Annotated in this window: 22 protein-coding genes and 1 riboswitch; of the genes, 14 read left to right on the top strand and 8 right to left on the bottom strand. The window is 70.3% G+C overall.

Going from position 1 to position 23,749, the window contains the following annotated elements:
- Nucleotides 1-861, top strand: an 861-nt coding sequence (locus ACLL9L_RS03145) for a patatin-like phospholipase family protein (RefSeq protein WP_411283195.1), incomplete at its 5' end; no start/stop codon positions are given.
- An 81-nt stretch (nucleotides 862-942) separates the two neighbouring features.
- On the opposite strand, the gene ACLL9L_RS03140 is transcribed toward ACLL9L_RS03145, so the two are convergent.
- Genes ACLL9L_RS03140 through ACLL9L_RS03130 form a run of 3 tightly spaced genes read right to left on the bottom strand, consistent with a single transcriptional unit; the run spans nucleotide 943 to nucleotide 4,252 of the window.
- Nucleotides 943-1,713, bottom strand: coding sequence for an ABC transporter permease (locus ACLL9L_RS03140; RefSeq protein WP_411283194.1), 771 nt, complete (start codon nucleotides 1,711-1,713; stop codon nucleotides 943-945).
- The gene (locus tag ACLL9L_RS03135) at nucleotides 1,710-2,651 is read right to left on the bottom strand and encodes an ATP-binding cassette domain-containing protein (RefSeq protein WP_411283193.1); all 942 of its coding nucleotides are present in this window, start codon (nucleotides 2,649-2,651) and stop codon (nucleotides 1,710-1,712) included. Before ACLL9L_RS03135 ends, ACLL9L_RS03140 begins: the two co-directional genes overlap by 4 nt.
- Nucleotides 2,652-2,668: 17 nt before the next feature.
- Entirely contained in the window at nucleotides 2,669-4,252 is a 1,584-nt protein-coding gene (locus ACLL9L_RS03130) for a 2-isopropylmalate synthase (RefSeq protein ID WP_411283192.1), read from the bottom strand.
- A 191-nt stretch (nucleotides 4,253-4,443) separates the two neighbouring features.
- Here ACLL9L_RS03130 and ACLL9L_RS03125 point away from each other — a divergent pair, with 191 nt between their 5' ends.
- The 4 genes from ACLL9L_RS03125 to ACLL9L_RS03110 all read left to right on the top strand — a co-directional run bounded on the left by ACLL9L_RS03125 (nucleotide 4,444) and on the right by ACLL9L_RS03110 (nucleotide 6,701).
- Nucleotides 4,444-4,572, top strand: a complete 129-nt coding sequence (locus ACLL9L_RS03125; RefSeq protein ID WP_411283191.1) for a hypothetical protein — start codon at nucleotides 4,444-4,446, stop codon at nucleotides 4,570-4,572.
- Nucleotides 4,569-4,919, top strand: a complete 351-nt coding sequence (locus tag ACLL9L_RS03120; RefSeq protein WP_411283190.1) for a hypothetical protein — start codon at nucleotides 4,569-4,571, stop codon at nucleotides 4,917-4,919. Before ACLL9L_RS03125 ends, ACLL9L_RS03120 begins: the two co-directional genes overlap by 4 nt.
- Nucleotides 4,920-5,007: 88 nt before the next feature.
- The gene (locus ACLL9L_RS03115) at nucleotides 5,008-6,198 is read left to right on the top strand and encodes a glutathionylspermidine synthase family protein (protein ID WP_411283189.1); all 1,191 of its coding nucleotides are present in this window, start codon (nucleotides 5,008-5,010) and stop codon (nucleotides 6,196-6,198) included.
- 95 nt (nucleotides 6,199-6,293) lie between these two features.
- Entirely contained in the window at nucleotides 6,294-6,701 is a 408-nt protein-coding gene (locus ACLL9L_RS03110) for a DUF350 domain-containing protein (RefSeq protein WP_411283188.1), read from the top strand.
- Between the two features lie 45 nt (nucleotides 6,702-6,746).
- On the opposite strand, the gene ACLL9L_RS03105 is transcribed toward ACLL9L_RS03110, so the two are convergent.
- The 3 genes from ACLL9L_RS03105 to ACLL9L_RS03095 are packed head-to-tail and all read right to left on the bottom strand — an operon-like array spanning nucleotide 6,747 to nucleotide 9,666.
- Nucleotides 6,747-7,775: a hypothetical protein gene (locus ACLL9L_RS03105; RefSeq protein ID WP_411283187.1), complete on the bottom strand. Its 1,029-nt coding sequence runs from the start codon at nucleotides 7,773-7,775 to the stop codon at nucleotides 6,747-6,749.
- 21 nt (nucleotides 7,776-7,796) lie between these two features.
- A complete protein-coding gene (locus tag ACLL9L_RS03100; protein WP_411283186.1) occupies nucleotides 7,797-8,465 on the bottom strand; it encodes an NADPH-dependent F420 reductase in 669 nt (222 codons plus the stop codon).
- A 10-nt stretch (nucleotides 8,466-8,475) separates the two neighbouring features.
- Entirely contained in the window at nucleotides 8,476-9,666 is a 1,191-nt protein-coding gene (locus tag ACLL9L_RS03095) for an ABC transporter ATP-binding protein (RefSeq protein ID WP_411283185.1), read from the bottom strand.
- Nucleotides 9,667-9,822: 156 nt separating this feature from the next.
- Here ACLL9L_RS03095 and ACLL9L_RS03090 point away from each other — a divergent pair, with 156 nt between their 5' ends.
- From ACLL9L_RS03090 to ACLL9L_RS03065, 6 genes are all read left to right on the top strand, one after another.
- Complete coding sequence (locus tag ACLL9L_RS03090; RefSeq protein ID WP_411283184.1) at nucleotides 9,823-10,833, top strand: cation diffusion facilitator family transporter; 1,011 nt, start codon at nucleotides 9,823-9,825, stop codon at nucleotides 10,831-10,833.
- A gap of 111 nt (nucleotides 10,834-10,944) precedes the next feature.
- Nucleotides 10,945-12,267, top strand: a complete 1,323-nt coding sequence (locus tag ACLL9L_RS03085) for an extracellular solute-binding protein (RefSeq protein WP_411283183.1) — start codon at nucleotides 10,945-10,947, stop codon at nucleotides 12,265-12,267.
- Nucleotides 12,268-12,355: 88 nt separating this feature from the next.
- On the top strand, nucleotides 12,356-13,897 hold the full coding sequence (locus ACLL9L_RS03080; RefSeq protein WP_411283182.1) for an ABC transporter permease subunit: 1,542 nt from the start codon (nucleotides 12,356-12,358) through the stop codon (nucleotides 13,895-13,897).
- A complete protein-coding gene (locus tag ACLL9L_RS03075; protein ID WP_411283181.1) occupies nucleotides 13,897-14,811 on the top strand; it encodes a sugar ABC transporter permease in 915 nt (304 codons plus the stop codon). Before ACLL9L_RS03080 ends, ACLL9L_RS03075 begins: the two co-directional genes overlap by 1 nt.
- Nucleotides 14,812-14,815: 4 nt before the next feature.
- A complete protein-coding gene (locus tag ACLL9L_RS03070) occupies nucleotides 14,816-16,744 on the top strand; it encodes a glycoside hydrolase family 13 protein (protein WP_411283180.1) in 1,929 nt (642 codons plus the stop codon).
- Nucleotides 16,745-17,797, top strand: coding sequence for a LacI family DNA-binding transcriptional regulator (locus ACLL9L_RS03065; RefSeq protein ID WP_411283179.1), 1,053 nt, complete (start codon nucleotides 16,745-16,747; stop codon nucleotides 17,795-17,797).
- 40 nt (nucleotides 17,798-17,837) lie between these two features.
- Here ACLL9L_RS03065 and otsB read toward each other — a convergent pair whose 3' ends face one another.
- The gene (otsB, locus tag ACLL9L_RS03060; RefSeq protein WP_411283178.1) at nucleotides 17,838-18,674 is read right to left on the bottom strand and encodes a trehalose-phosphatase; all 837 of its coding nucleotides are present in this window, start codon (nucleotides 18,672-18,674) and stop codon (nucleotides 17,838-17,840) included.
- Nucleotides 18,671-20,209, bottom strand: coding sequence for a trehalose-6-phosphate synthase (locus ACLL9L_RS03055; RefSeq protein WP_411283177.1), 1,539 nt, complete (start codon nucleotides 20,207-20,209; stop codon nucleotides 18,671-18,673). Before ACLL9L_RS03055 ends, otsB begins: the two co-directional genes overlap by 4 nt.
- A gap of 110 nt (nucleotides 20,210-20,319) precedes the next feature.
- Here ACLL9L_RS03055 and ACLL9L_RS03050 point away from each other — a divergent pair, with 110 nt between their 5' ends.
- The 3 genes from ACLL9L_RS03050 (at nucleotide 20,320) to ACLL9L_RS03040 (ending at nucleotide 23,741) form a co-directional block, all read left to right on the top strand.
- Nucleotides 20,320-20,748 (top strand): CBS domain-containing protein, encoded by a 429-nt coding sequence (locus ACLL9L_RS03050; RefSeq protein WP_411283176.1) that lies wholly within the window; start codon nucleotides 20,320-20,322, stop codon nucleotides 20,746-20,748.
- A gap of 42 nt (nucleotides 20,749-20,790) precedes the next feature.
- Nucleotides 20,791-22,548, top strand: a complete 1,758-nt coding sequence (locus ACLL9L_RS03045) for a protein kinase domain-containing protein (RefSeq protein WP_411283175.1) — start codon at nucleotides 20,791-20,793, stop codon at nucleotides 22,546-22,548.
- A gap of 223 nt (nucleotides 22,549-22,771) precedes the next feature.
- Nucleotides 22,772-22,957, top strand: a riboswitch (cyclic di-AMP (ydaO/yuaA leader).
- A 7-nt stretch (nucleotides 22,958-22,964) separates the two neighbouring features.
- Complete coding sequence (locus ACLL9L_RS03040; RefSeq protein ID WP_411283174.1) at nucleotides 22,965-23,741, top strand: transglycosylase family protein; 777 nt, start codon at nucleotides 22,965-22,967, stop codon at nucleotides 23,739-23,741.
- Nucleotides 23,742-23,749: the final 8 nt, after the last annotated feature.

Below are 23,749 nucleotides of genomic sequence, written 5' to 3'. Positions count from 1 at the left end.
TCGGCCGGCTCGCTCGTCGCCGCGGCGCTCGTCGCCGGCCAGCGCCCGCGCCGGCCACAGGGATCCTCGGGCCGTCGCGAGCTGACCTCCGGCATGGCGCCCGGCGCCGACGTCACTGCCGACAGCTCGTCGAAGGTGCTGTCGCCGTGGCTGCCGGTACCGCGCTCGATGCTGCTGAACGTCGCGCGCGAGGCGGCGCGCCTGGCGGGCGTCGCCGCGACGCCGTTTGCGCCGGTGGCGCTCGCACTCGGCTCGACCGGCAGCACGGCGATGCGCGCCGCGCTGCTCGGCCGCGCTCCCGGCACCGACACGTCGCTGGAGGAGATCCGCGAAGGCGTCGCCAAGACCGGCGCGCGCTTCGACGGGCGCCTGCGCGTCGTCGCCGTCGAACGCGAAAGCGGCAGGCGCGTCGTGTTCGGCTCGCCCGGCGCCCCCGACGCGAGCGTCGCCGAGGCGGTTCAGGCGTCGTGCTCGGTGCCGTGGATCTTCGCGCCCGTGACGATCGAGGGCCGCGAGTACGTCGACGGCGGCGTCTGGAGCAACACGAACCTCGACATCGCGCCCGCGTCGCGCCTCACGCAGGTGCTGTGCCTCAACCCGATCGCGAGCCTCGACATCGCGATCGCTTCGCCGTTCGGGATCCTGCGGGCGATCGCCGGCAGCACGGCGGCGCTCGAGATCCTCGCGCTGCGCAGCCGCGGCGCGAAGGTGCGGATGATCGGGCCGAGTTCGCAGATCGCGCGCATCATGGGTCCGAACCTCATGGACGCACGCCTGCGCGAGCACGTGCTCGCCGGTGGGTACGTGCAGGGTATGGAGATCGGAGCCCGCGACGGTGGCAGCGCGGCGGCAAGCGCGTGACGATAGGCGCGCGACCACTTCGACGCGGACGGCCACTGGCCCGACGAGCAGCCCGGCCCGCCCGCGCGCTGAGCGAGCTCTTCAGCCCGCCTGCCGGCGCGGCGTCCAGGCGAAGAAGCGCACGGCGAAGACCAGGCCCGCCAGCCCCCATGCCGCGACCACCAGCAGGTCGCCGCCGGCGATACCGACGCCCGTCGTCGCGGGATGAAACGGCACCGTCAGGGCATCGACGAACGGCTTGACCGGCAGCACGTCGGCGATTGACACCAGCCCGTCGGGAAGCTGGCTGGCCGGGACGAACACCCCGGAGATGAAGTACAGCGGCAGCACGACGGCGTTCGTCATCGCCGGCGCGGCGTCCTCGCCACGGATCGCAGAGGTGTAGGCGATCCCAAGCGCGCAGAACGCGAACGCGCCGACGACGACCGCGCAGACCAGCCCGGGCATCGTCGAGGTCGGCACGTCGACTGCGAACGCAATCGCCCCGATCGCCATCAGCACAACCGACACGATCGTCGCCATGACGATCGCGGTGCCGATGCGCCCCGCGAAGACGACCCACGACGCCACCGGCGTGCCACGAATGCGCTTCAGCACGCCGTCCTCGCGCACCCCGACGAGCCCGATCGCCAACCCGACGAACGACGCCGAGATGACTGCAAGCGCGATGAACGCCGGCACCTGCAGCGTCGCCAGGCGGACGTTGCCGAACGCCTCGTCACGCTCGTTGCCGAAGATCGAAACGAACAGGCACAGGAAGATCACCGGCAGGATTGCGGTGAAGAAGATCGCCGCCGGATTGCGCACGAACACCTTGAGATCGGAGCGCAGCTGGACGAGCAGCGTGCTCACGATGCCGGCGCCCCGGCTTCCTGCGGCTCGGATCCCGGGTCGCGGACGAGCTCGAGATAGATGTCTTCGAGCGTCGGCCGCGTGACCTCGAGGCGCTCGAGCTCGATGCCGCTCTGCGCCGCCCAGCCGCACAGCTCGGCGAGCAGCCGCGTCGGCATCTGCGTGCGCAGGCGCGCGCGGCCGTCGTCGCCGACGGTCGCTGCCGCGCCGCCGGGCAGCGATCCGAGCGCCACGCCGGCCGGGGCGACGAACGCGATCTCGGTCTCCTGCTGGCCCGGTCCGGCGAGATCGCGCGGCGCGCCCTCGGCGACGATCACGCCGTCCTTGACGATCGCGACGCGGTCGGCGAGCTCCTGCGCCTCGTCGAGGTAGTGCGTCGTCAGGAAGACGGTCTTGCCGAGATCGCGCAGCCCCGCGATGACCTTCCACGCCGCTCGCCGGGCGACCGGGTCGAAGCCGGTGGTCGGCTCGTCGAGGAAGACGAGGTCGGGGTCGCCGATCAGTGCCAGCGCGACGTCGAGGCGCCGGCGCTGGCCGCCCGACAGGCGCGCTACGCGGTCGCCGGCCTTGTCCTGCAGGCCGGCGAGCTCGATCGTCTCCTCGATCGGGCGCGGGCGCGGGTAGTAGGCGGCCCACAGCGCGAGCGTTTCGCGGACGGTCAGCTCGGGCTGTGCCTGGCCCTCCTGCAGCACGATCCCAATCCGCGATCGCCAGCCGCGATCGCCGCGCTCGGGGTCGATGCCGAGCACGGCGACGTCGCCGGCGTCGCGCTTGCGAAAGCCCTCGAGGATCTCGACGGTCGTCGTCTTCCCCGCCCCGTTGGGGCCGAGGAAGGCGAAGATCTCCCCCTCGCGCACCTGCAGCGATAGGCCGCGCACGGCCTCGAAGCGTCCGTAGGACTTGCGTAGCCCGTCGATCTCGATCGCTGCGTCGGCCATCCCGACGCGCACACTAGCTATGGCGCGACGAGCGGCTCGGTGCGCGCGAGGTCGACGAGCTCGCCCGCTGCCTGAGCCTTGCGCACGACGTTCGACAGCGCGCGCACGTAGGCCGTGCCGGCTGCCTCGATGATGTCGGTCGCGACGCCCTGGCCGGAGGCCGACTGGCCCTCGAACTCGAGCACGACCGACGACTCGCCGAGCGCGTCCTGGCCGCCGGTGACGGCCTCGACGCGGAACACCCGCAGTTGCGCGTCGACGCCGGTGGCAGCGTTGATCGCGGCGAACACCGAGTCGATCGGCCCGTCGCCGGTGCCGGTCGCGGTCTTCACCTCGCCGTCGGGCAGCGTCACCCAGACTTTGGCCTGCGGCGCCTCGCCGGATGCGGCGGACACCTCGAAGGAGTCGAACGTGTAGCTCGCCAGCTCGTTGCGCAGGTCGTCGGTCACGAGCGCCTCGAGGTCCATCGCCGTGACCTGCTTCTTCTTGTCCGCGATCTCCTTGAAGCGCTTGAAGGCCGTGTTGAGCGCCGCGCCCTCGACGGTGAAGCCGAGCTCTGCGAGCGTCTGCTTGAGCGCCGCGCGGCCCGAGTGCTTGCCGAGCACGAGCGAGTTCGCATCCAGGCCGACGCTCGTCGCGTCCATGATCTCGTAGGTCGTGCGCTCCTTGATGACGCCGTCCTGGTGGATGCCCGACTCGTGCGCGAACGCATTGCGCCCGACGATCGCCTTGTTGGGCTGCACGACGTAGCCGGTCAGGCGCGACACGAGGCGCGACGTGCGTGCGAGCTCCCGCGTGGTGACGGTCGTATGCAGGCCCGAGACGTCACCGCGCGTGGCCAGCAGCATCACGATCTCCTCGAGCGCCGCGTTGCCCGCGCGCTCGCCGATGCCGTTGATCGCGCACTCGATCTGCCGCGCCCCCGCGAGCGCGCCCGCGTAGGAGTTGGCGACCGCCAGGCCGAGGTCGTCGTGGCAGTGCGTCGAGACGATGACGTCCTTCAGGCCCGGGATCAGGCGATACAGGCCGGCGAGGTAGGCCATGTACTCGTCGGGCGTCGTGTAGCCGACGGTGTCGGGGATGTTGATCGTCGTCGCGCCCTCCTCGATCGCCGCGGCGCAGACCTCGGCCGTGTACTCGAGGTCGGCGCGGGTGGCGTCCATCGGGGAGAACTCGACGTCCTCGACGAACGAGCGCGCATGCGCGACCGAGGCGCGCGCCTGGGCGAGGACGTCTTCGCGGGTGGAGCGGAACTGGTGGACGATGTGGATGTCCGACGTGGAGATGAACGTGTGGATCCGAGGTCGCTCGGCGTCGCGTACCGCGCGGGCAGCAGCCTCGACGTCGGGTGCTTGAGCGCGCGCGAGCGCGGCGATGATCGGGCCGTGCACTTCGCGGGAGATGGCCTCGACGGCCTCGAAGTCGCCGGGCGAGGCGATCGGGAAGCCGGCCTCGATGACGTCGACGTTCAGGCGGGCGAGCTGGTGGGCGATCTCGAGCTTCTCGGCGGTGTTCAGCGAGATGCCCGGCGACTGCTCGCCGTCGCGCAGGGTCGTGTCGAAGATCCGGACGTGGCTGGGGTCAGGCTGCATGCTGCTCATGACGTGTCGTGCTCCCTTGCTGAAAGGTTCGAGGTGTGCTGCTTCTCAGTCGGTTTGCGGCAGTGCGGCCGCCACGCGATAGCTCCCCCTATCGGGGGAGCAGGAGAAGCACAGACAGGTCGAACGGGTGCGTCATGCGCCACGGAGTGTAAGCGATGACGGCGGGCATTCCCAGGGGGCGGTCGACGCACTTGACCGAGGCGGGAAACTCCCAGTACCTGACCGAGCACCTGCGGCGCCTGAGGCACGTCACCAACGACCCGCGCGTCGCGACGGCGCGGCGCGAGGCGAACCTCCCCCTCAAGGAGAACGGCACATGAAGCGCAGCAAGAGCGTGAACCTCGTCGTCGTCCCGCTGCTCGCAGCGGCGTTCCTGTCGGGCTGCGGTAACGAGGAGAAGGAGACGGCGTACTGCGTCGACCAGGAGAACAGGGTCACCGACAACGAGAACTGCGATCGCGGCAACAACTCGAGCTTCTTCTGGTTCTTCGGCGGGGCCATCCTCGGCCGCGGCTCGTTCGCACCCTCGGGGGGCGAGCGGATCAACTCGACCGACAAGGCGGCGCTGGCCAAGCGCGGCGGCTTCGGCTCGAGCGCGCGCAGCGGCGGGATCGGCCGGCCGACCGGCAAGACCATCGGCGGGGGCGGCTTCTCGGGGGGAGGGTGATGGTTTCGCCGTCCGGTCACCGCAACCCACCTCGTGTGGATCACGTCACGCCCCGGTCGGTTGCGCTGACCTCCCGGCGACGTCACTGATGGATCGGCACGATTCAGAGCCGCGCCAGGGCTGGCCGGCGATCATCGAGGAGCAGGGCCTCATCTACTGGAAGACGCCGCTGCCCGACGGCGAGGAGATCGCCTACTGGCATGAGGGCGCCCACTACTCGCTGACGAGCGACGAGGTCTACGACATCGAGGCCGTCGCGCGGCTCATGCTGGAGATGCTCGTCGAGGCCGGCGATTACATCATCGAGGAGAACCTCTTCGCCCAGCTGGGGATCCCCGGCTGGGCGGTGCCCCGCATCAAGGAGACGTGGGAGTCCGAGCCGCCGATGCTCTACGGGCGCTTCGACTTCGCCTACGGCCACGACGGCGTGCCCAGGCTGCTCGAGTACAACGCCGACACGCCGACCGGGCTGCTGGAGACCGCCGCCGTGCAGTGGCACTGGGCCAAGGACGTCTTCGGCGAGGGCGTCGACCAGTGGAACCTGCTGCACGAGATGCTCGTGGGGCGCTGGCGCGAGCTCGCGCAGAACGGGCGCCTGCCGGGCGAGCGACTGCACATGCTGCACACGAGCGCCGAGCAGTCCGGCGAGGACTTCATGACGATCGGCTACCTGGCCGAGACGGCCCGGGCGGCGAACCTCATGTCCGAGCTCGTCGCGATCGAGAGCCTCGGCCACGTCGAGGGCGAGGGCTTCGTCGACCTCGCAGGCCGACCGGTGCGGACCGCCTTCAAGCTCTACCCGTGGGAGTGGATGGTGCGCGAGGACTTCGGCACGCAGGCCCTCGAGCAGATGGGCGATGGGCCCGGCCAGACGGTCTGGATCGAGCCGATCTGGAAGATGCTGTGGTCCAACAAGGGCATCCTGCCCGTGTTGCACCGGCTGTTTCCCGAGAACCCCCACGTCCTGCCGGCGTACTTCGACGGCGAGCAGCCCGACAGCCTGACGTCCTTCGTGCGCAAGCCGCTGCTCGCCCGCGAGGGAGCCAACGCCACCGCCGTGATCGACGGCAAGGTGGTCGAGGAGGGGCCCGACCAGGACTACGGCGCGGAGGGCTTCGTCGTGCAGGAGTACACCGATCTCGGTGACTACGGCGGCGGCGCGCGCCCGGTCCTCGGTGTCTGGACCGTCGACGTCGAGCCCGCGGGGCTGGGGATCCGCGAGAGCGACGGGCTGCTGACCACCAACACGTCGCGGTTCGTGCCGCACGTGATCTCTTGAGTAACGTCGCCGGGAGATCGCCGGTCACCGATCCTCGCGTCTGTCATCTCGAGCGTTCGCCGGTTCCGGCGATCGTACGGCGAAAGGAATGAACCATGCTGGAACTCATCGGGCAGGTGCTGGCCTATTCGGGCGTCGGGCTCGTCGTGCTCGTGGCCGGCTTCTTCGTCATCGACCTGCTCACGCCGGGCAAGCTCGGGCAGCTCATCATGGACGGCAACGTCAACGCGGCGGTGATCGCCGCGACGTGGCTGTTCTCGCTCGGGCTGATCCTCTGGTTTGCCATCTACTTCACCGGCGCCGGCTGGAACGGGCTGGACGACGCGCTCGTCTACGGCGCCGTGGGTGTGGGAGCGCAGGCGATCGGGTTCGTCGTGTTGGACGCGCTCACGCCGGGCAGGCTCGGAGTGATATGCCAGGAGAGCAGGCTGCATCCGGCGGTGCTCGTGTCCGCTGCGATCCAGCTCGCGGTGGCGCTGGTGGTCTGCGCGTCGTTGACATAGCCGGCGAGCCGCTGTGCTCACGTCCCGCGCGCAAGCGCGGCCGATCTATCGCACCATCGCGTCACGGCGCATCACGCGCTCGATGACCTCCGTCGCCAGGTGGATCCCGGCGTTGGCGAGGTGGATGCCGTCGGGCTCGCGGATGACCTTCAGCTTGCCGCGGTACATCGCCTGGTTGCGGTAGATACCGCCCGGCGAGATCGCGGGGCCGATGTCGACCGCGCGGATCCCGTCGGGGAACGTCGCGGCGGCCCTCAGGATGGCGCTGTTGATCGCGCGGTGCGAGGTGACGCGGTCGGCCTCGCGGGGCGCCGGCAGCAGCACCCAGTACACGAGCGCCGAGCCATCGCGCAGGTATGCGCGCATCATCTCGCGCAGCCGGCGAACGTACTCGGCGATCCACATGGACCCGCAGCAGTCGACCTTCTCACCGCCCACGACGAGGGGAAAGGTGTCGACGGCCGCCCCGAGGAAGACGACCGTGGCATCGGGCTTCTCCTCGCGCGCGGACTGGCGAGCGTGCGCGGGCCACTTCAGCAGGAACGGCTTGGTGATCCCCGACCCGGGGTGCGGGTCGCCCTTCAGCACCCCGCCACTGCGGCGCACCGTGCGCTCGAGCACGTCGATGATCCCGTAGACCATCGAGTCGCCCGTCACGAGGACCCGGTGGCGCGCCCCGGGCGTGACCTGGACGCTGCGGCGCAGCGTCGTCGCCTCCTGCGCACGGCGCAGCGTCACCGTCCAGCGCCCGGCACGCGGCAGGCGCACGCGGGTGCGCAGCTTGACCTGCCCGCGCTTCAGACGCACCTCGCGACAGCCGGCCGACCGGGCGCCCGAGCGCGCGCACAGGCGTGCGGCCACCCCGCCCCGGCCCGCCGTGTCGACGACATGGACGATCGCCGCGCGGCCCGGGCGGATTCGCGCGGGCGCGACGATCAACCCCAGGCGCGTGCCGGCGCTCGCCGCCGGTGCGGCCGCGGGTGCCGCCGCCTGCCCGATCGCCACCGAGGCACAGAGCACGGCGAGCAGGAGGCAGCCCGCGCACGCAAGGATGGAGCGGGTGCGGAAAGTCAACAGTGACGGGACGTTGGTCAGTTACCCGGCCGGCGTGCCGGCGCTGCGCACTTCGATGTTGAGCACCGCGGTGCCCGCGGCACCCCAGAGGCGCAGCCACAGCGCCATGTACATCTCCATGCCCCGCGCGGCGGTGATGTCGCCGAGGTCGATGATCGAGCGCGCGGGCCAACCGAGCTCCTGCAGCAGCTCGATCGTCTGCTCCTTCGCCGTGGCGTCGTCGCCGGCCACGAACATCGTGTGCGCGCCCCCGACGAGGCTCGGATCGACCATGACCGCCGCCGTCACGCTGTTGAGCGTCTTGACCACCCGGACGTCGGGCAACGCGCGCTGGAGCTGCTCGCCCAGCGAGTCGTCGTTGCAGACCGTGAGCGTCGGCGGCATGCCGCGCGAGATGTCCAGCGGATTGGCGACGTCGATCAGCACCTTGCCGGCGAGTTGCTCGTAGCCCGCCATCTGCAGCGCCTCCAGCGATCCCGACCCCGCGGTCGCGTTGATGACGATCTCGCCGAAGCCCGCTGCGTCCGCGAAGGTGCCCTCACTCGCCGGTCCGCCGATCTGCTCGGCCCACGCGACCGCCGCCGGGTTGCCCGCCGTTCGCGAGCCGATCCGCACCTCGTGCCCGTTGCTCAGCAGCGCGCTGCCGAGTGTCCTGCCGACGATGCCGGTCCCGAGAACCGCGACTCTCATCCTGCGAACGCTACTCGGGCGCGGAGCGTTCGTCCGGCTCGGCCTGCTGGTCGGCCTTGCCGTGGCGCAGGTTCGCGCCGTCGGCGGGATCGAAGAGGTGCAGCTTCGCGCCGTCGAACCAGAGCTTGGCCGTCCCCCCGTCGCTGATCTCGGACTCCGGGTTCAAGCGCGCCACGGCGAGCCCGGTCTCCGCGACGCCGGTGTCGCGCGCGAGCTCGGCCAGCTCGTTGGAGTTCACCTCACCGCCCTCGAAGGAGAAGTACACGTAGATCTCCGAGCCCATCGACTCCACGACCTCGATCGGGGCCGAGAACTCGACGCCCGCCTCGTGGCCGGCCGGCGCGAAGCGGGCATCCTCGAAGTCCTCGGGCCGGACGCCGACGATGACGTCGCCGGTGTGCGAGACCCCGTCGGGGGCCGGGAGCTCGGCGAACGGCAGCTTGAGCGTGCCGTCGCTGATCGTGCCGGAGAAGAAGTTCATCGCCGGCGAGCCGATGAAGCCCGCGACGAAGATGTTCACCGGGTCGTTGTAGAGCTCGCGCGGCGGCGCGACCTGCTGCAGCACGCCCGAGCGCATGACGGCCACGCGGTCGCCGAGCGTCATCGCCTCGGTCTGGTCGTGGGTGACGTAGACCATCGTCGTCTCAAGGCGCTTCTGCAGCCGCGACACCTCGGTGCGGGTCTGCACGCGCAGCTTGGCGTCGAGGTTCGACAGCGGCTCGTCCATCAGGAAGACCTGCGGGTCGCGAACGATCGCGCGCCCCATCGCCACGCGCTGGCGCTGGCCACCGGAGAGATTGGAGGGCTTGCGGTCGAGATGGTCGGTGAGATCGAGCGTCTTGGCGGCGTCCTCGACCTTCTTGTCGATCTCGGCCTTGTCGACCTTCGCGAGCTTCAGCGCGAAGCCCATGTTGTCGGCGACGGACATGTGGGGGTAGAGCGCATAGTTCTGAAAGACCATGGCGACGTCGCGGTCCTTGGGGGACAGGTTGGTCACGTCCCGATCGCCGATCATGATGCGCCCGGCGTTGACCTCCTCGAGGCCGGCGAGCATCCGCAGGGAGGTGGACTTGCCACACCCGGAGGGGCCGACGAGGACGAGGAACTCGCCGTCGGCGATGTCGAGGTTGAGCTTGTCGACGCTGGGGACGGGGTTGCCCGGGTAGGTCCGGGTGGCCTCGTCGAAGGTCACGGTAGCCATGTGCGCTTCTCCTTCACCGGCAGGAACGTGCCGGACGATCCGTCGTAAAGGGCCGCCGGAGGTCATTCTCCGACGCCTCGCATTCTGACTGACAAACCCGTCCGGCGCCAGAGGGGCGGTGTGGACGGCCCCGCCGGCGTGCCGTAGAACGTGTCCATGGACTCCGCCGCCGACACGCTGGGCGTGCCCGCCGCTGCCGAGGACGAGGGCAAGGATGAGAGCCGTGGCGAGAGCACGGCCACGGTCCTGGTCGCGCTCGCGGCCAACGGCCTCATCGCGGCCGCCAAGAGCGTCGCCGCCCTCCTCACCGGCTCCGCCTCGATGGTGGCGGAGGCGGCACACTCGTGGGCCGATACCGGCAACGGGGTCTTCCTCCTCGTCGCACAGCGCCGCGGCGCCCGCCCCCGCGACGGTGAACACCCCCGCGGCTACGGGCGGGACACCTACGTCTGGTCCCTCTTTGCGGCGTTCGGCCTCTTCACGGCCGGTGCCATCGTCTCGGTCCTCCACGGTGTCCAGCAGCTGGGGGCGCACGAGCCGGAGGAGGACTACCTCGTCAACTACGTCGTGCTCTCCGTGGCCTTCGTGCTCGAGGGCGTCTCGTTCCGTCAGGCCCTGAAGCAGACGGCCAGCGACGCCCGCGCCCGCGGGTTGCGGCCGCTGTCCTTCATCAACCGCACGTCGAACCCCACCCTGAGGGCGGTCTTCCTCGAGGACTCTGCCGCGCTCGTCGGGCTGATCCTCGCCGCAGCCGGGGTGGGTCTGCACCAGCTGACCGGCAACAGCGTGTGGGACGCCGCGGGCTCGATCACGATCGGGATCCTCCTGGGGTTCGTCGCCGTCTTCCTGATCAGACGCAACCGGCAGTTCCTCGTCGGTGAGAGCCTCGCCCCCGAGTTCGTCGCGAAGGTCCTCACGACGCTTCTCGCCCACCCCGAGGTCGAGCGGGTGACCTACCTCCACCTCGAGTACGTCGGCCCGACAAGGTTCTTCGTCGTCGCTGCCGTCGACCTCACCGGGGACGAGGTCGAGTCGGCCCTCGCGATGCGGTTGCGGGGTCTGGAGAAGCAGCTCGAGGGGCACGGGGTGATCGAGGACGCCGTCCTGACGCTGTCCACCCCGGACGAGCCGTCGCTCACCCCGGATCACCCGGCGGTCACAGGGTGATCACAGATTGGTCTGCAAGTTCTTGCAAGTCTGGCGTGTCCTTGCAACGTCTTGCTACCTTTCCCGCCACACGAAGGCGACCTCCGGTCGCCCGGCTTCAAAGGAGAATCCATGCACAAGCGCGCTTTCGGCGCCGCCGCCATCACGGGCGTCGCGGCCCTGCTCATGAGTGCCTGCGGGGGTTCGTCCCCGACGGCCGGCTCCACCGCGCCTGCACCATCCGGCGCGACGAGCGACAGCGCCACCACCACCGCTGCGGCGCCCTCCCCGTCCGGGACCGCTGCCCCTGTGCGTGACGCCAAGGTCGACCTCGTCATCTGGTGCGACAACGACCGCAAGCCGATCCTCGACAAGTACGGCGCCGAGTTCGGCAAGGCCAACGGCATCCAGGTCCAGGTCCAGGTCTCGACCGACGTCCGCAAGGACTTCAAGGACGCCACCAACGCGGGCAAGGGCCCCGACGTGATCGTGGGCGCGCACGACTGGCTCGGTGAGCTCGTCGCCAACAGCAGCGTCGAGCCGGTGCAGCTCTCGGCCGACCAGCAGTCGAAGTTCGCGCCGCAGTCCATCGCCGCCGCAAAGTTCAACGGCCAGCTCTACGGCGTCCCGTATGCCGTGGAGAACATCGGCATCGTCCGCAACACCGATCTCGCCCCGGACGCCCCCAAGACCTTCGAGGAGATGGTCGAGAAGGGCACCGCCGCGGTCCAGGGCGGCAAGGCGACGAACGCCGTGCTCCTGCAGGTCAGCAAGACCGGTGACGCCTACCACGCCTATCCGTTCCTCAAGGCCTTCGGCGGCGGCGTCTTCGCCCAGAAGGACAACGGCGACTACGACCCGTCGAAGGTGCTCGTGAACAGCGCCGGCTCGGTGCAGGGTGGCGACCAGCTCGCGGCGCTGGGCAAGACGGGCGTCCTCTCGACCAACCTGGACCTGCCCGTCGCTGAGTCGATCTTCGACGCGGGCAAGGCGCCCTACTTCATGACCGGCCCGTGGGCGATCGACAAGGCGAAGAAGGGCAACATCAAGTACGCCATCAGCCCGCTGCCGACGATCGGCGGCAAACAGATGGAGCCGTTCCTCGGCGTCCAGATGTTCTACGTCTCGGCCAAGGCCAAGAACGACGCGTTCGCCCAGGAGTTCGTGACGAACTACGTCTCGCGCAAGGACCTCCAGGTCGACATGTTCAACATCGGCAAGCGTCCGCCGGCCCTCCGCGAGGCCTACACCGAGGTCTCGGCCACCGACCCCGACGTCAAGTCGTGGTTCGAGGCGGGCAAGAACGCCCTGCCGATGCCCAACATCCCCGCCATGAACTCTGTGTGGGGCCCGCTCGGCCAGGCCGAGGCGGACATCATCTCGCAGAAGGCCGGAGCCAAGGCGCGCCTCGACGCCGCCCAGGCCGAGATCGTCGCGAACATCGCCAAGGGCTGAGCGTCGGCGGGTCCCCCGGGACCCGCCGCACGCCATCGCCACCCGTCCGGCAGTCCCGACAGCAGGTTCCCGCCACGGAGATGCAACGATGAACCGGTCTCTCCCCCTCATCGCGAAGTGGGTCGCCATCGGCGCCGCCCTCGCCGTCCTGCTCTGGATCGCCGGCATCGTCGCGTCCAAGGGCCTCGTCATCCCCGTCGTCGGGATCGGCCTGCTCGGCGCCGCGATCCTCGTCGTCTACGGGACGCGGCGCAACATCCCCGCGAAGTACCTCTTCCCGGGGCTCGTCTTCATGGTCGCCCTGCAGATCTGGCCGATCGTCTACACCGTCGCCACGTCGCTGACGAACTACGGTCCGAGCCACCAGCTGAGCAAGGAGGAGTCGGTCAAGTACCTCGTGGCCCAGTCGGTGACCGAGGTCGCCGGCGCGCCGAGGTACGCACTCACCGTGGCGGTCAAGGACGGCCAGCCCGTCGCGACGGCCGACCCGTTCTACCTGCTCACCGACCCCACGACGAAGAAGAGCCAGGTCGGCGACGCGGTGGGCCTGACCGACCTCCCGGACGGCGATGTCGAGAAGTCGACCACGGGCAGGATCACCAAGGCCAAGGGCTACACCATCCTCAACGCTCGCGAGGTCAACGCCCGGGCGGACCTCAAGGACTTCGCGGTCCCGACCCCGGACGGTGGCGGTATCAAGCGGGTCGGCCTCTCCGAGGCCTTCGTCGGCAAGCCGTCGCTGACCTATGACACGGGCAGTGACTCGCTGAAGAACGCCACCACGGGCAAGACCTACGTCGCCAGCCAGGACGCGAACTGGGTTCCGTCCGACGGCAAGGGGGGCACTCTCGCCGTCGGATGGAAGGAGAACGTCGGGCTGAGGAACTTCACCGACGCCCTGACCAACCCGACACTGCGGGGCGGCTTCTTCGCGATCTTCATCTGGAACATGGTCTTCGCCGTGATCTCCGTGCTGTCGACCTTCGTCCTCGGCTTCCTCCTCGCACTCCTGTTCAACGACGACCGGCTGAGGCTCAAGGGCCTCTGGCGCTCGATCCTCATCCTCCCGTACGCCCTGCCCGGCTTCGTCACGGCACTGGTCTGGCGTTCGATGTTCAACCAGGACTACGGACTCATCAACTCCTTCCTCCCGGGCAAGATCGACTGGCTCGGTGACCCGACGGCTGCGAAGTTCGCCATCCTCCTGACCAACCTCTGGCTCGGGTTTCCCTACATGTTCCTCGTCTGCACGGGTGCCCTCCAGTCGATCCCGGGGGACGTCAGGGAGGCGGCCAAGATCGATGGGGCCACCGGGTGGCGGACCGTGAGGTCGATCATCATGCCGCTCATGCTCGTCGCGGTCGGGCCGCTGCTGCTCGCGTCGTTCGCCTTCAACTTCAACAACTTCGCGCTGATCTTCCTCCTCACCGACGGTGGCCCGTTCGAGAACAACCAGACCTCGGTGGGCTCGACCGACCTGCTGATCACCTACGCCTACCGGCTGGCCATCGGCGGGACCACGCCGAACTTCGGCTACGCGTCGGCGATCTCGATCTTCATCTTCATCATCGTCGCCCTGATCTCCCTCCAGGGCTTCCGCAAGGCCGCGGCTCTCGAGGAGGTCAACTGATGTCTGCACCCACCACTCAGACCGACACCGACAAGGTCGCGTCGCGTCACACCGGCCAGGCGCCCGCTCGGGCACCCAGGGCGAGCACGGGGACCTACCTGCGCTACCTGGGCGTCCTCGCGGCGCTCGTCTTCGCGCTCTTCCCCGTCGTCTTCATCCTGTCGGCGGCCTTCAACCCCTCCGGCACCCTGAGCACCACCTCCCTCGTGCCGAACGGCGCGAGCGGAGTGAACTTCTCCACCCTCTTCGAGCTGCGCCCCTACTGGTCCTGGTATCGGAACTCCCTCATCATCGCCGGGTTCGGGGCCGCGTTCTCCGTCTTCATCGGCGCCTGCGCGGCCTACGCGTTCTCCCGGATGCGGTTCACCGGCCGACGCCCGGGGCTGCTCTTCCTCCTCCTCATCCAGATGTTCCCTGCGCTGCTCACCTTCGTCGCGCTGTTCAACATCTTCTCGGCGCTCGGCGACGTCATCCCCGCGCTCGGGCTCAACACCTCGATCGGCCTGATCCTCGCCTACCTCGGTGGCGCGATGGGCGCCAACGTCTGGCTCCTGAAGGGCTACTTCGACACCGTGCCGCGCGAGCTCGACGAGGCCGCGAAGGTCGACGGTGCGAGCCACGCCCGGATCTTCTTCACCATGCAGCTACGGCTCGTCGTGCCGATCCTCGTCACGGTCGGGATGCTCGCGTTCGTCGGGCTCTTCAACGAGTTCCTCCTCGCCAGCGTCTTCCTCAAGGACGTCGACAGCCAGACCCTCGGGGTCGGCCTGTGGGCCCTGCTCACGGCCGACCGCAACAAGTACTTCGGGCCGTTCTGCGCCGGCGCCATCCTCGCCTCGGCGCCGATCGTCCTGCTCTACCTGTCCTTCCAGAGGCAGATCGTCGGCGGCCTGACCTCCGGCTCGGTCAAGTAACGACGTGGACCATGACCTCGAACAGCGTGGGCCGGTCCAGACCTGGCTGACCCACCCCCACCACGACGGCTCCGCGCTCTACGTCTCTGACCTGACGCCCCGACTCGGGGACACCGTGACCGTCTGGCTGCGGGTGCCCTCGGAGATGCCGCTCGACCACGTGCACGCCCGGATCACCCCGGACGCGGAGCAGTCCTTCGTCAAGGCAGTCGTCGACGCAGTGCGCAGCAGCGACCTCGAGACGTGGTGGCGGGCGGATCTCGTCTGCCACAACCCCGTGACACGCTACCGGTTCATCCTCGCCGGCGGTCCGACCCGGTATGCCTGGCTCAACGCCACAGGTCTGCACCTGCGTGACGTCCCCGATGTCAGCGACTTCCGGCTCGTGGCCCACGACGCACCACCGCCGGCATGGGCCGCGGATGCCGTGGTCTACCAGGTGTTTCCGGATCGCTTCGCGAAGTCGACGGCCGCGGCCCGTCGCCGCACGCGGCCCGACTGGGCGGTCCCGGCCCGCTGGAGCGACCCCGTGGTCCCTCGCGACTCGAAGCAGGACGGCATCGGCCGACAGTTCTACGGCGGGGACCTCGACGGCATCGTCGAGCACCTCGACCACGTCGACGAGCTCGGGGCGACGACCGTCTACCTCACGCCGTTCTTCCCCGGACGCTCGAACCACCGCTACGACGCGGCGACGTTCACCGCCGTCGACCCGTTCCTCGGGGGCGAGGCGGCGCTGCGGCGGCTGACCGACGCCGCCCACGCCCGGGGCATGAAGGTCATGGGCGACTTCACGACCAACCACACCGGGTCCAGCCACGAGTGGTTCATCGCGGCGCAGGCGAGCCTCACCGCACCGGAACGCGAGTTCTACTTCTGGCAGACGCGCCGCCGTTACATCGCGTGGCTCGGCGTGAGGTCCCTGCCCAAGCTCAACTACGACAGCACGGCCCTTCGGGAACGGGTCTTCGACGACCCCGAGGGCGTCGTGCGCAAGTGGTTGGGGCCGGCGGCGAACCTCGACGGCTGGCGCGTCGACGTCGCGAACATGACCGGCCGGCAGGGGGCGCAGGACCTCAACCACGAGATCGCGGCACTGATGCGCGACGCGGTCGCGGATGCCAACCCCGACGCCCTGCTCGTCGGCGAGCACACCAACGACTACTCCGACGACGTGCCGGGCGACGGGTGGCACGGCGTGATGAACTACGCCGGGTTCGCCAAACCAGTGTGGACGTGGCTCTGCGACCCCCGCAGCGCCCCCGACTTCCTCGGATCGCCCGTGCTCGTCCCGCGACTCGGGGGTGAGGCGGTCGTCGAGACGATGCGCGACTTTGCCTCGCACATCTCGTGGCAGGCGCTGACGAGCTCGTTCAACCTCGTCGGCTCCCACGACACGACCCGGATCCGCACGCTCGTCGGACCCGACTCGCGGCTGGTCGACGCCGCCGCCGGACTGCTGCTCACCATGCCGAGCATCCCGATGTTCACCTACGGCGACGAGATCGGCATGGAGGGCACCTTCGGCGAGGACGGCCGGCGCCCGATGCCGTGGGACCAGCGCCGGTGGGACCACCGGATCCTGGCGGCCTACCGCGACCTCATCCGGGTGCGCCGGGAGTCCACCGCGCTGCGCCACGGTGGCCTGCGGTGGGTGTATGCCGCGGACGACGTCATCGTCTACCTCCGGGAGACGGCCGATCAGGTCGCCCTCGTCCACGTCGCCCGGGGTGCCTACGCTCCGGTCTCCCTCGACGCCCGGCTGCTGCCGGGGATCGAGGCGGGCCGCACGGCATACGGACAGGACGTCGTGGTCGGCGCCGGCTCGATAACCTTGACCGCGCAGGGGCCGGGGGTCGGGATCAGGATCTGGGTGCCCACCCCGCACCGGGCGCCGAGGAGGTCGCGGGCCCGCCGAGACCAAGGAACGTAGATGAGCGCACGACTGGCCGACATCGCCGAGCACGCCGGGGTCAGCGAGGCCACGGTCAGCCGGGTGCTCAACGGCAAGCCCGGGGTCGCCGACGCGACCCGGCAGTCGGTGCTGACCTCGCTCGACGTCCTCGGCTACGATCGACCGAGCCGGTTGCGGCGCAAGAGCGCCGGCCTCGTCGGCCTGGTCATGCCCGAGCTGACGAACCCGATCTTCCCCGCGTTCGCCCAGGTGATCGGGACGGCCCTGGCCCGGCACAGGTTCACGCCGGTGCTGTGCACCCAGACCCCCGGGGGGGTCCACGAGGACGACTACGTCCAGATGCTCCTCGACCGGGGGGTCGCGGGCATCATCTACGTCTCCGGGCAGCACGCCGACTCGACGACGGACCCGCGTCGTTACGTCCAGCTGCGCGACCGTGGGCTGCCCATCGTGCTGGTCAACGGCTATGTCGCCGGGGTGGACGCGCCCTTCATCTCCAACGACGACGAGGCCTCGATGGAGCTGTCGGTCAGTCACCTCGTCCACCTGGGCCACACGAGCATCGGGCTGGCCGTCGGCCCGGACCGCTACGTGCCCGTCATCCGCAAGATCGCCGGGTTTCGCGCCTCGATGAGGTCCCTCCTCGGGCGTCAGGACGTCGACGACCTCATCGAGCGGACGGTCTTCTCCGTCGAGGGGGGTGCGGCCGCCGCCGCGCGCCTCATCGGGCGGGGGGTGACGGCGATCATCTGCGGGTCCGACCTGATGGCCCTCGGCGCCATCCGCGCGGTGCGCTCCGTGGGGATGAGGGTGCCGCAGGACATCTCCGTCGTCGGCTACGACGACTCGACCCTCATCGCCTTCACCGACCCGCCCCTGACGACGATCCGCCAGAGCGTCCAGGCGATGGGCGAGGCAGCCGTCCAGGCACTGCTCGACGAGATCGCCGGGAACCCGACCCCGCGAGCGGAGTACGTCTTCCGGCCCGAGCTCGTGGTCCGCGGCTCGACGGGGCCTGTCGCTCCCCGTGACCGCACCGGGCGCCTGCTCCCGGCGGCCCGCGTCGGGTGACGGGTTCCCTACGGGTGACGAGCTCCCTGCGGGTGACGGCTCAGCGTCGACCCGTCTTCTCGCGCTCCTCGACGGCAGCGGCGCGCAGCGTGAGCAGCTGGTGCAGGGTGGCGACGACGTCGGTCACGGAGCCGATCCGGTGGGCTGCAGCGGTGACCCCGGAGCCGACCTTGACGGTGACGTCCCCGCTCAGGGGGTCGAGGGCGCGGAACGCGTCCTCGTCGGTGACGTCGTCGCCGCTGTAGAACGTCGCGTCGGCCCCGACGAGCCCGGCGAGCGAGAGCAGGGCCGACCCCTTGTCGGCGTGCGAGACGGAGAGCTCGACGACGGACTTGCCCTTGAGTACCCGCACGTCGTCCCGGTCCGCCCCGATGAGCCGGGCCTCGGCGAGCGCCGCGTCCGCACTCTCTTGACGAAGGCCGCGCGTGTGCACGGCGACCGCTGCGCGCTTGCGCTCGAGCCGGGAGCCGGGGTGCTCGTCGATGAGGGCGGCCACGTGCTCGGTCAGCTCGTCGAGGCGCGCTCTCTGGGCCTCGTCGAGCCGTCCCCCCGAGACGACCTCCCGACGGTTCGACTCGGCGCCGTGACTGCCGATGAGGACGATGGACTCGGCCGACCCGATCCCGGCGAGCTCGGTGAGCGTCCGCACGTCACGCCCGGAGACGAGGGCGACGTGGGTGTCGGGCAGGGCCGCGAGCCGTCGCAGCGACTCCATCCCTCCCGGGGCGGGGGCCGCGTCGTGCGGGTCGACGGTGAACTCGGCCAGCGCCCCGTCGAAGTCGGTGGCGACGAGCAGGATGGCCACCTTTGCCGCCTGCTGCAGCGCGGCATACAGTCCCCCGCCGGGGCCCGTCGCCTCGGCCTCGTCGGAGCTCATCGTCGGCGCTCCGACAGCCGTCGGTGACGGTCCTCGCGCTCCTTGAGGTCCTCACCGGCATGACGGGCCGTGCGCGAGGCCTCGTCGACCCGGTCCTGCTGCTCCTGCCGCTCGGGCCGGGCCGGCGCCGAGGCGAGGGCGTCGAGGAAACGGGCGGCCCAGCGTGCGACGTCGTGGTCCGAGACCCGACGGCGCAGGGCGCGCATGATCCGCACCTTGTCCTTGTCGGGGGTGTGGATCGCCTTGAGGATGGTCTGCTTGAGCCCCTCGATGTCGTGCGGGTTGCAGACAAAGGCCTGGTGCAGCTCGTGGTAGGCGCCGGTGAACTCCGACAGGACGAGCGCTCCGCCGAGGTCGTGGCGGGCCGTGACGTATTCCTTGGCTACAAGGTTCATCCCGTCGCGCAGCGGCGTGACGAGCATGACGTCGGCAGCGAGGTAGAGCGCCGCCATCTCGTCCTGGGGGTAGGAGTGGTGTTGGTAGTAGACGGCGGGGGAGCCGATCGGGGCGTACTCACCGTTGATCCGGCCCACCGTGTGCTCCACCTGGGAGCGCAGCTCGCGGTAGGAGTCGACGCGTTCGCGGCTCGGCGTGGCGACCTGGACGAAGGTGACGTCCGGAGGGGCGATGGCGCCGTCGCGCAAGAGCTCCTCGTAGGCCTTGAGGCGGTGCCGGATGCCCTTGGTGTAGTCGAGCCGGTCGACGCCGAGCATCAGGACCTTGGGGCTGCCGAGCTGCTCGCGCAGCTCGGCGGCCCGGCTCGCGACCTCGGGGGTCTTCGCCAGGGACTCGAGGCCCTGGAAGTCGATCGAGATGGGGATCGCGCTCGCCCGGGCCGTGTGGGAGGACCCGTCGGGGGCGGTGACCGTGACGGTGTCCTTCCGCGTGGGTGCGCGCAGGAGCTGGCGGCAGGCCCGGACGAAGTTGCGGGCATCCGCCACCCGCTGGAAGCCAAGGAAGTCCGCGCCGAGCAGGCCCTCGAGCAGCGCCCGCCGCCACGGCAGCTGGGCGAAGAGCTCGACGGGCGGGAAGGGGATGTGGTCGAACCAGCCGATCCGCACGTCGGGACGCAGCTGGCGGACCATCCGCGGCACCAGCTGCAGCTGGTAGTCGTGGACCCAGACGGTCGCCCCGGGTGCGGCGACCTCGGCGACGGCCTCGGCGAAGCGCTGGTTGACCCGTTCGTAGCTGCGCCACCAGTCGCGGTGGAAGGAGGCCTGCACGATGACGTCGTGGTAGATGGGCCAGAGCGTGTCGTTGCTGAAGCCCTCGTAATAGTCCCGCACCTCCTCGGCAGAGAGCGGGACCGGGCGCAGGTGGATCGTGCCCTCGGTGAACGGCTCCGGGGCCTGGCCGACCTCGCCCGCCCAGCCGACCCAGGCGCCGTCGCGCTCGCGCATCACCGAGTCCATGGCGGTGACCAGACCGCCGGGACTGCGGCCCCACGAGACGCTGCCGTCGGCCGCGACGACCCGATCGACCGGGAGCCTGTTGGCGGCGATGACGAGGTCGTACTGGTGATGCGTGGCGGGCACGGGTGCTCAACTCCTGGGTGGGGGCACGGTAAGCGGCCGTGCCCCCAGCCTAGGCGCCACCATCGACGCCATCTCTGGCGCGTCCCGTTGGGGAGGACTACCGTCGGGCCATGAAGATCTCCGACGTGTTGCGCAACAAGGGTGAGGGTGTTGTGACGATCCGCCCCGATGACACGGTCGCCCACCTCCTCGAGGTCCTGGACGAGCACGGGATCGGCGCGCTGGTGGTGAGCGTCGACGGCAGGGAGGTGTCCGGCATCGTCAGCGAGCGTGATGTCGTGCGCCACCTGCACCGCGAGGGCGCGTCCGTCGTCGACGGCAAGGTCAGCGCCATCATGACCACCGACGTGACGACCTGCGGCCCCGACGACGACCTCGAGGTGCTGGCCCGCACGATGACCGACCGCCGGATCCGCCACCTTCCCGTCACGGTGGACGGCGTCCTGCACTCGATCGTCAGCATCGGCGACGTCGTCAAGCTGCGGATCGACACCCTCCAGTCCGAACGTGACCAACTCGTTGGCTACATCCAGCAGTGAGTATGTGTGGCCCCGGGCACACGCTCGCTTACCGTAGGGGGCATGAAGGCTTCGGCCCGTCCCGGTGACGAGGTGTCGGCCGGGACGCACGAGCGCCTCGGCCCCTATCGACTTGTCCACCGGATCGGTGAGGGCGGGATGGGGGTCGTGCACCTCGGGCTCGACCGTCAGGGCCGCGCGGTGGCGATCAAGGTGCTGCGTCCGCACATCGCCTACGACCCGGAGGCCCGCTCGCGTCTCGAGCGCGAGGTCGACATCCTCTCGCGGGTCGACGACCCCCGGGTGGCGGCCGTCATCGACGCGGACATCTTCGGCGACCGGCCCTACATCGTCACCCGCTATGTGCCCGGGCCGTCGCTCGACGAGGTCGTCGGTGAGCACGGACCCCTCTCGGGCGAGGAGCTGCTGCGACTCGGCCGCGGCCTGGCCGGCGCGCTGGACGCGATCCATGGGGTCGGCGTCATCCACCGGGACCTCAAGCCGGGCAACGTCCTCATCGAGGACGGTGAGCCCGTGGTCATCGACTTCGGCATCGCCCACATCGCCGACGACATCCGCCTGACCAGCGTTGGGCTCGTCATGGGCACCCCGGGCTATCTCTCGCCGGAGGTCGTCGAGGGTGCCGGGGTCACGGAGGCCACCGACTGGTGGGGGTGGGCGGCGACCCTCGCCTTCGCGGCGTCCGGGCGGCCCCCCTTCGGGCGCGGGCCGATGGACGTCGTCCTCGACCGGGTGCGGCGCGGCCGGACCGACCTCACCGGCGTCGACCCCCGCCTCGCCCCCCTGCTCGAGGCCGCCCTCTCACCGGACCCGCAGCGCCGCCCGCCGGCGGTCGAGGTCGTCGCCGCCCTGCAGCGGTATGCCGTGGGCGGACCCGCCACGGTCGGCTTCACCGGGGTCGGGGCAGGGCCCGGACGGGCGGGCGCCGACCCCGGGCCCGGCTGGTGCTCGCCCGTGGGCGCAGACCCGACCCTGCGGCATACGACTCCTCCAGCCACCCCCACGTCGGCGCTGCCCCAGGTCGAGCCACAGGGCGCGGAGGGCCGCCGCAGTGCGGCCGAGTCGGACGAGAGCGCGTGGGACGGGAACACCTGGGATCGAAGGGAGGGGGACGGGGGCGCGTGGGACACGAGCGAGGGCCACGAGACGGACTGGCCGGACGGGTGGGACACCGGTCCGGGAGAGCCGGACCCGCGGATCGGGCGACCGATGCGGGCCGGGACGCTCGTCGCGCTCGGCGCGGCCTTCGCGGGGGCCGCGGCGAACTGGCCGGGCGCAACGGTGCTGCTCGTGCTGCTCTGGTGCTGGGTGGCGCGCCTCAGCGACCGGTCGGTGACCTGGCTGGTCCTGCGGCGGTTCGAGCGAGGACGCCGGCGCAGCGACGTCCCGATGGCGGTGGTGATCAGTCCGTGGCATCTGGTCGCGTCGGCGGCCTCGACGCTCGTCACCCTCCTGTTGCCCGCGATCGTCGCGGTGGCGGCCACCTTCGGCATGGTGCTCGCCATCGCGAGCCTGACGTCGCTGGCGCCCGGTCCGGCGGCCCCTCCCTCCTTGGCGCTGGGCTTCGCGGCCGGCGTCGTCGTCGCGTGGTGGGGCCCCGGGGGCGCGGCGCTGCGGCGGGGCTCACGCTCGATCGTGCGGGGGGTCGTCCGCCCCGGGATCGCGTCGGAACTGATGGTGGGAGTGCTGATCGCCGGGGTGATCGCCCTGCTCGTGGTGGCCTTCGCCCGCCAAGGGGTGCTCGTGTGGTGGCCGCTGCCGGGCGACCCGGGACGGGCCCTGCGCGCTGTGCAGGGCTGACGGGAATACGCCTCGCAGTTTGACGTCGCGAACAGGGGCAACCGGGACACAGCGGCCGCAGATCTTACCGCTTGGTCACAGAACGATCTCGGTAGGACTTGGATATCGCCAAGAATGTGCGTACCTTCGGGTGGTGACCGACGGCAGTGCCGGCCGGTTTCGTCAGCTGATCCGGTGAATCCGGGCCGGCACAACTCCACAGCACGATACCCATTTCAATGCTTTGCTCGCTGCGCCGAACCTCGTCAGGCGAGCAAGTCCACCCGGAGAGCCCGGAGCATGACGAGGATGGGGGACCCAGTGTGAGACAGGCCCTGCAGCCTGTCCTTGGGGAGAAGCCAGCTTGCTGGCCGGGCACCTGACATCCCGATCCCGACAGCTAACCCCGTATGCGCACGTCAGGAGAGGAAACCCCCTTGCAATACAACCCCAAGCACGCCCGCTCGACCAAGCGCTCAACCAAGTTCCGTCTCGCCGGCGTCGGCGTGGCTGGTGCGGCAACGATCATGGGTGGTCTCGCGACCGCCAGCTCCGCCCAGGCTGCGTCCCCGTGGGACGCCGTCGCCGCCTGTGAGAGCGGTGGCAACTGGGCTATCAACACCGGCAACGGTTTCTACGGTGGCCTGCAGTTCACCCGTCAGACCTGGCTCGGCTACGGTGGCGGCGCCTACGCCGGCACCGCGAACCTCGCCTCCAGGGACCAGCAGATCGCGATCGCCCAGAAGGTCCTCGTCGGCCAGGGTCCCGGAGCATGGCCCGTCTGCAGCGTCAAGGGTGGCCTGACCCGGGCGAACGGTGGCACGTCGTCCGCTGCCGCCGCTCCGGTTGCTGCACCTGCTGCGCAGGCCTCGCGCTCCACGGTGCGGGTGGCCCCCAAGGCGGTGGCCCCCCAGGCGGTGGCCCCCAAGGCGGCTGCGCCTAACGTCGCCCCGCCCACGAAGGCCGCGGCCGTTGCGCCGAGGGCTGTTGCCAAGGCTCCCGCGAAGGCCACGACCATGGCCACGGCGCCTCGCGTCGCTGCCAAGGCCGTCTCGGGCAAGACCGTCACCGTCAAGGCTGGCGACACCCTGAGCGCGCTTGCCGCCAAGTACGACATCAAGGGCGGCTGGGCGGCGCTGTTCGCAGCCAACAAGGGCTCCGTGAGCAACGCCAACCTGATCTTCGTCGGCCAGCAGCTCCAGCTGCCTGGCTGAGGATCGAA

Source organism: Lapillicoccus sp., assembly GCF_046595215.1.
Lineage (GTDB): Bacteria > Actinomycetota > Actinomycetes > Actinomycetales > Dermatophilaceae > Lapillicoccus.
This window is presented reverse-complemented; position numbering and strand designations above follow the sequence as displayed.

What these genes read in the sequence shown, in the direction of transcription:
- ACLL9L_RS03130 (WP_411283192.1), bottom strand. Translation starts at nt 4,252, where the DNA reads ATGAGCAGCATGCAGCCTGACCCCAGCCACGTCCGGATCTTCGACACG.
- ACLL9L_RS03080 (WP_411283182.1), top strand. Translation starts at nt 12,356, where the DNA reads ATGAACCGGTCTCTCCCCCTCATCGCGAAGTGGGTCGCCATCGGCGCC.
- ACLL9L_RS03110 (WP_411283188.1), top strand. Translation starts at nt 6,294, where the DNA reads ATGCTGGAACTCATCGGGCAGGTGCTGGCCTATTCGGGCGTCGGGCTC.
- ACLL9L_RS03050 (WP_411283176.1), top strand. Translation starts at nt 20,320, where the DNA reads ATGAAGATCTCCGACGTGTTGCGCAACAAGGGTGAGGGTGTTGTGACG.
- ACLL9L_RS03045 (WP_411283175.1), top strand. Translation starts at nt 20,791, where the DNA reads ATGAAGGCTTCGGCCCGTCCCGGTGACGAGGTGTCGGCCGGGACGCAC.
- ACLL9L_RS03065 (WP_411283179.1), top strand. Translation starts at nt 16,745, where the DNA reads ATGAGCGCACGACTGGCCGACATCGCCGAGCACGCCGGGGTCAGCGAG.
- ACLL9L_RS03135 (WP_411283193.1), bottom strand. Translation starts at nt 2,651, where the DNA reads ATGGCCGACGCAGCGATCGAGATCGACGGGCTACGCAAGTCCTACGGA.
- ACLL9L_RS03115 (WP_411283189.1), top strand. Translation starts at nt 5,008, where the DNA reads ATGGATCGGCACGATTCAGAGCCGCGCCAGGGCTGGCCGGCGATCATC.
- ACLL9L_RS03095 (WP_411283185.1), bottom strand. Translation starts at nt 9,666, where the DNA reads ATGGCTACCGTGACCTTCGACGAGGCCACCCGGACCTACCCGGGCAAC.
- ACLL9L_RS03090 (WP_411283184.1), top strand. Translation starts at nt 9,823, where the DNA reads ATGGACTCCGCCGCCGACACGCTGGGCGTGCCCGCCGCTGCCGAGGAC.
- ACLL9L_RS03075 (WP_411283181.1), top strand. Translation starts at nt 13,897, where the DNA reads ATGTCTGCACCCACCACTCAGACCGACACCGACAAGGTCGCGTCGCGT.
- otsB (WP_411283178.1), bottom strand. Translation starts at nt 18,674, where the DNA reads ATGAGCTCCGACGAGGCCGAGGCGACGGGCCCCGGCGGGGGACTGTAT.
- ACLL9L_RS03100 (WP_411283186.1), bottom strand. Translation starts at nt 8,465, where the DNA reads ATGAGAGTCGCGGTTCTCGGGACCGGCATCGTCGGCAGGACACTCGGC.
- ACLL9L_RS03085 (WP_411283183.1), top strand. Translation starts at nt 10,945, where the DNA reads ATGCACAAGCGCGCTTTCGGCGCCGCCGCCATCACGGGCGTCGCGGCC.
- ACLL9L_RS03120 (WP_411283190.1), top strand. Translation starts at nt 4,569, where the DNA reads ATGAAGCGCAGCAAGAGCGTGAACCTCGTCGTCGTCCCGCTGCTCGCA.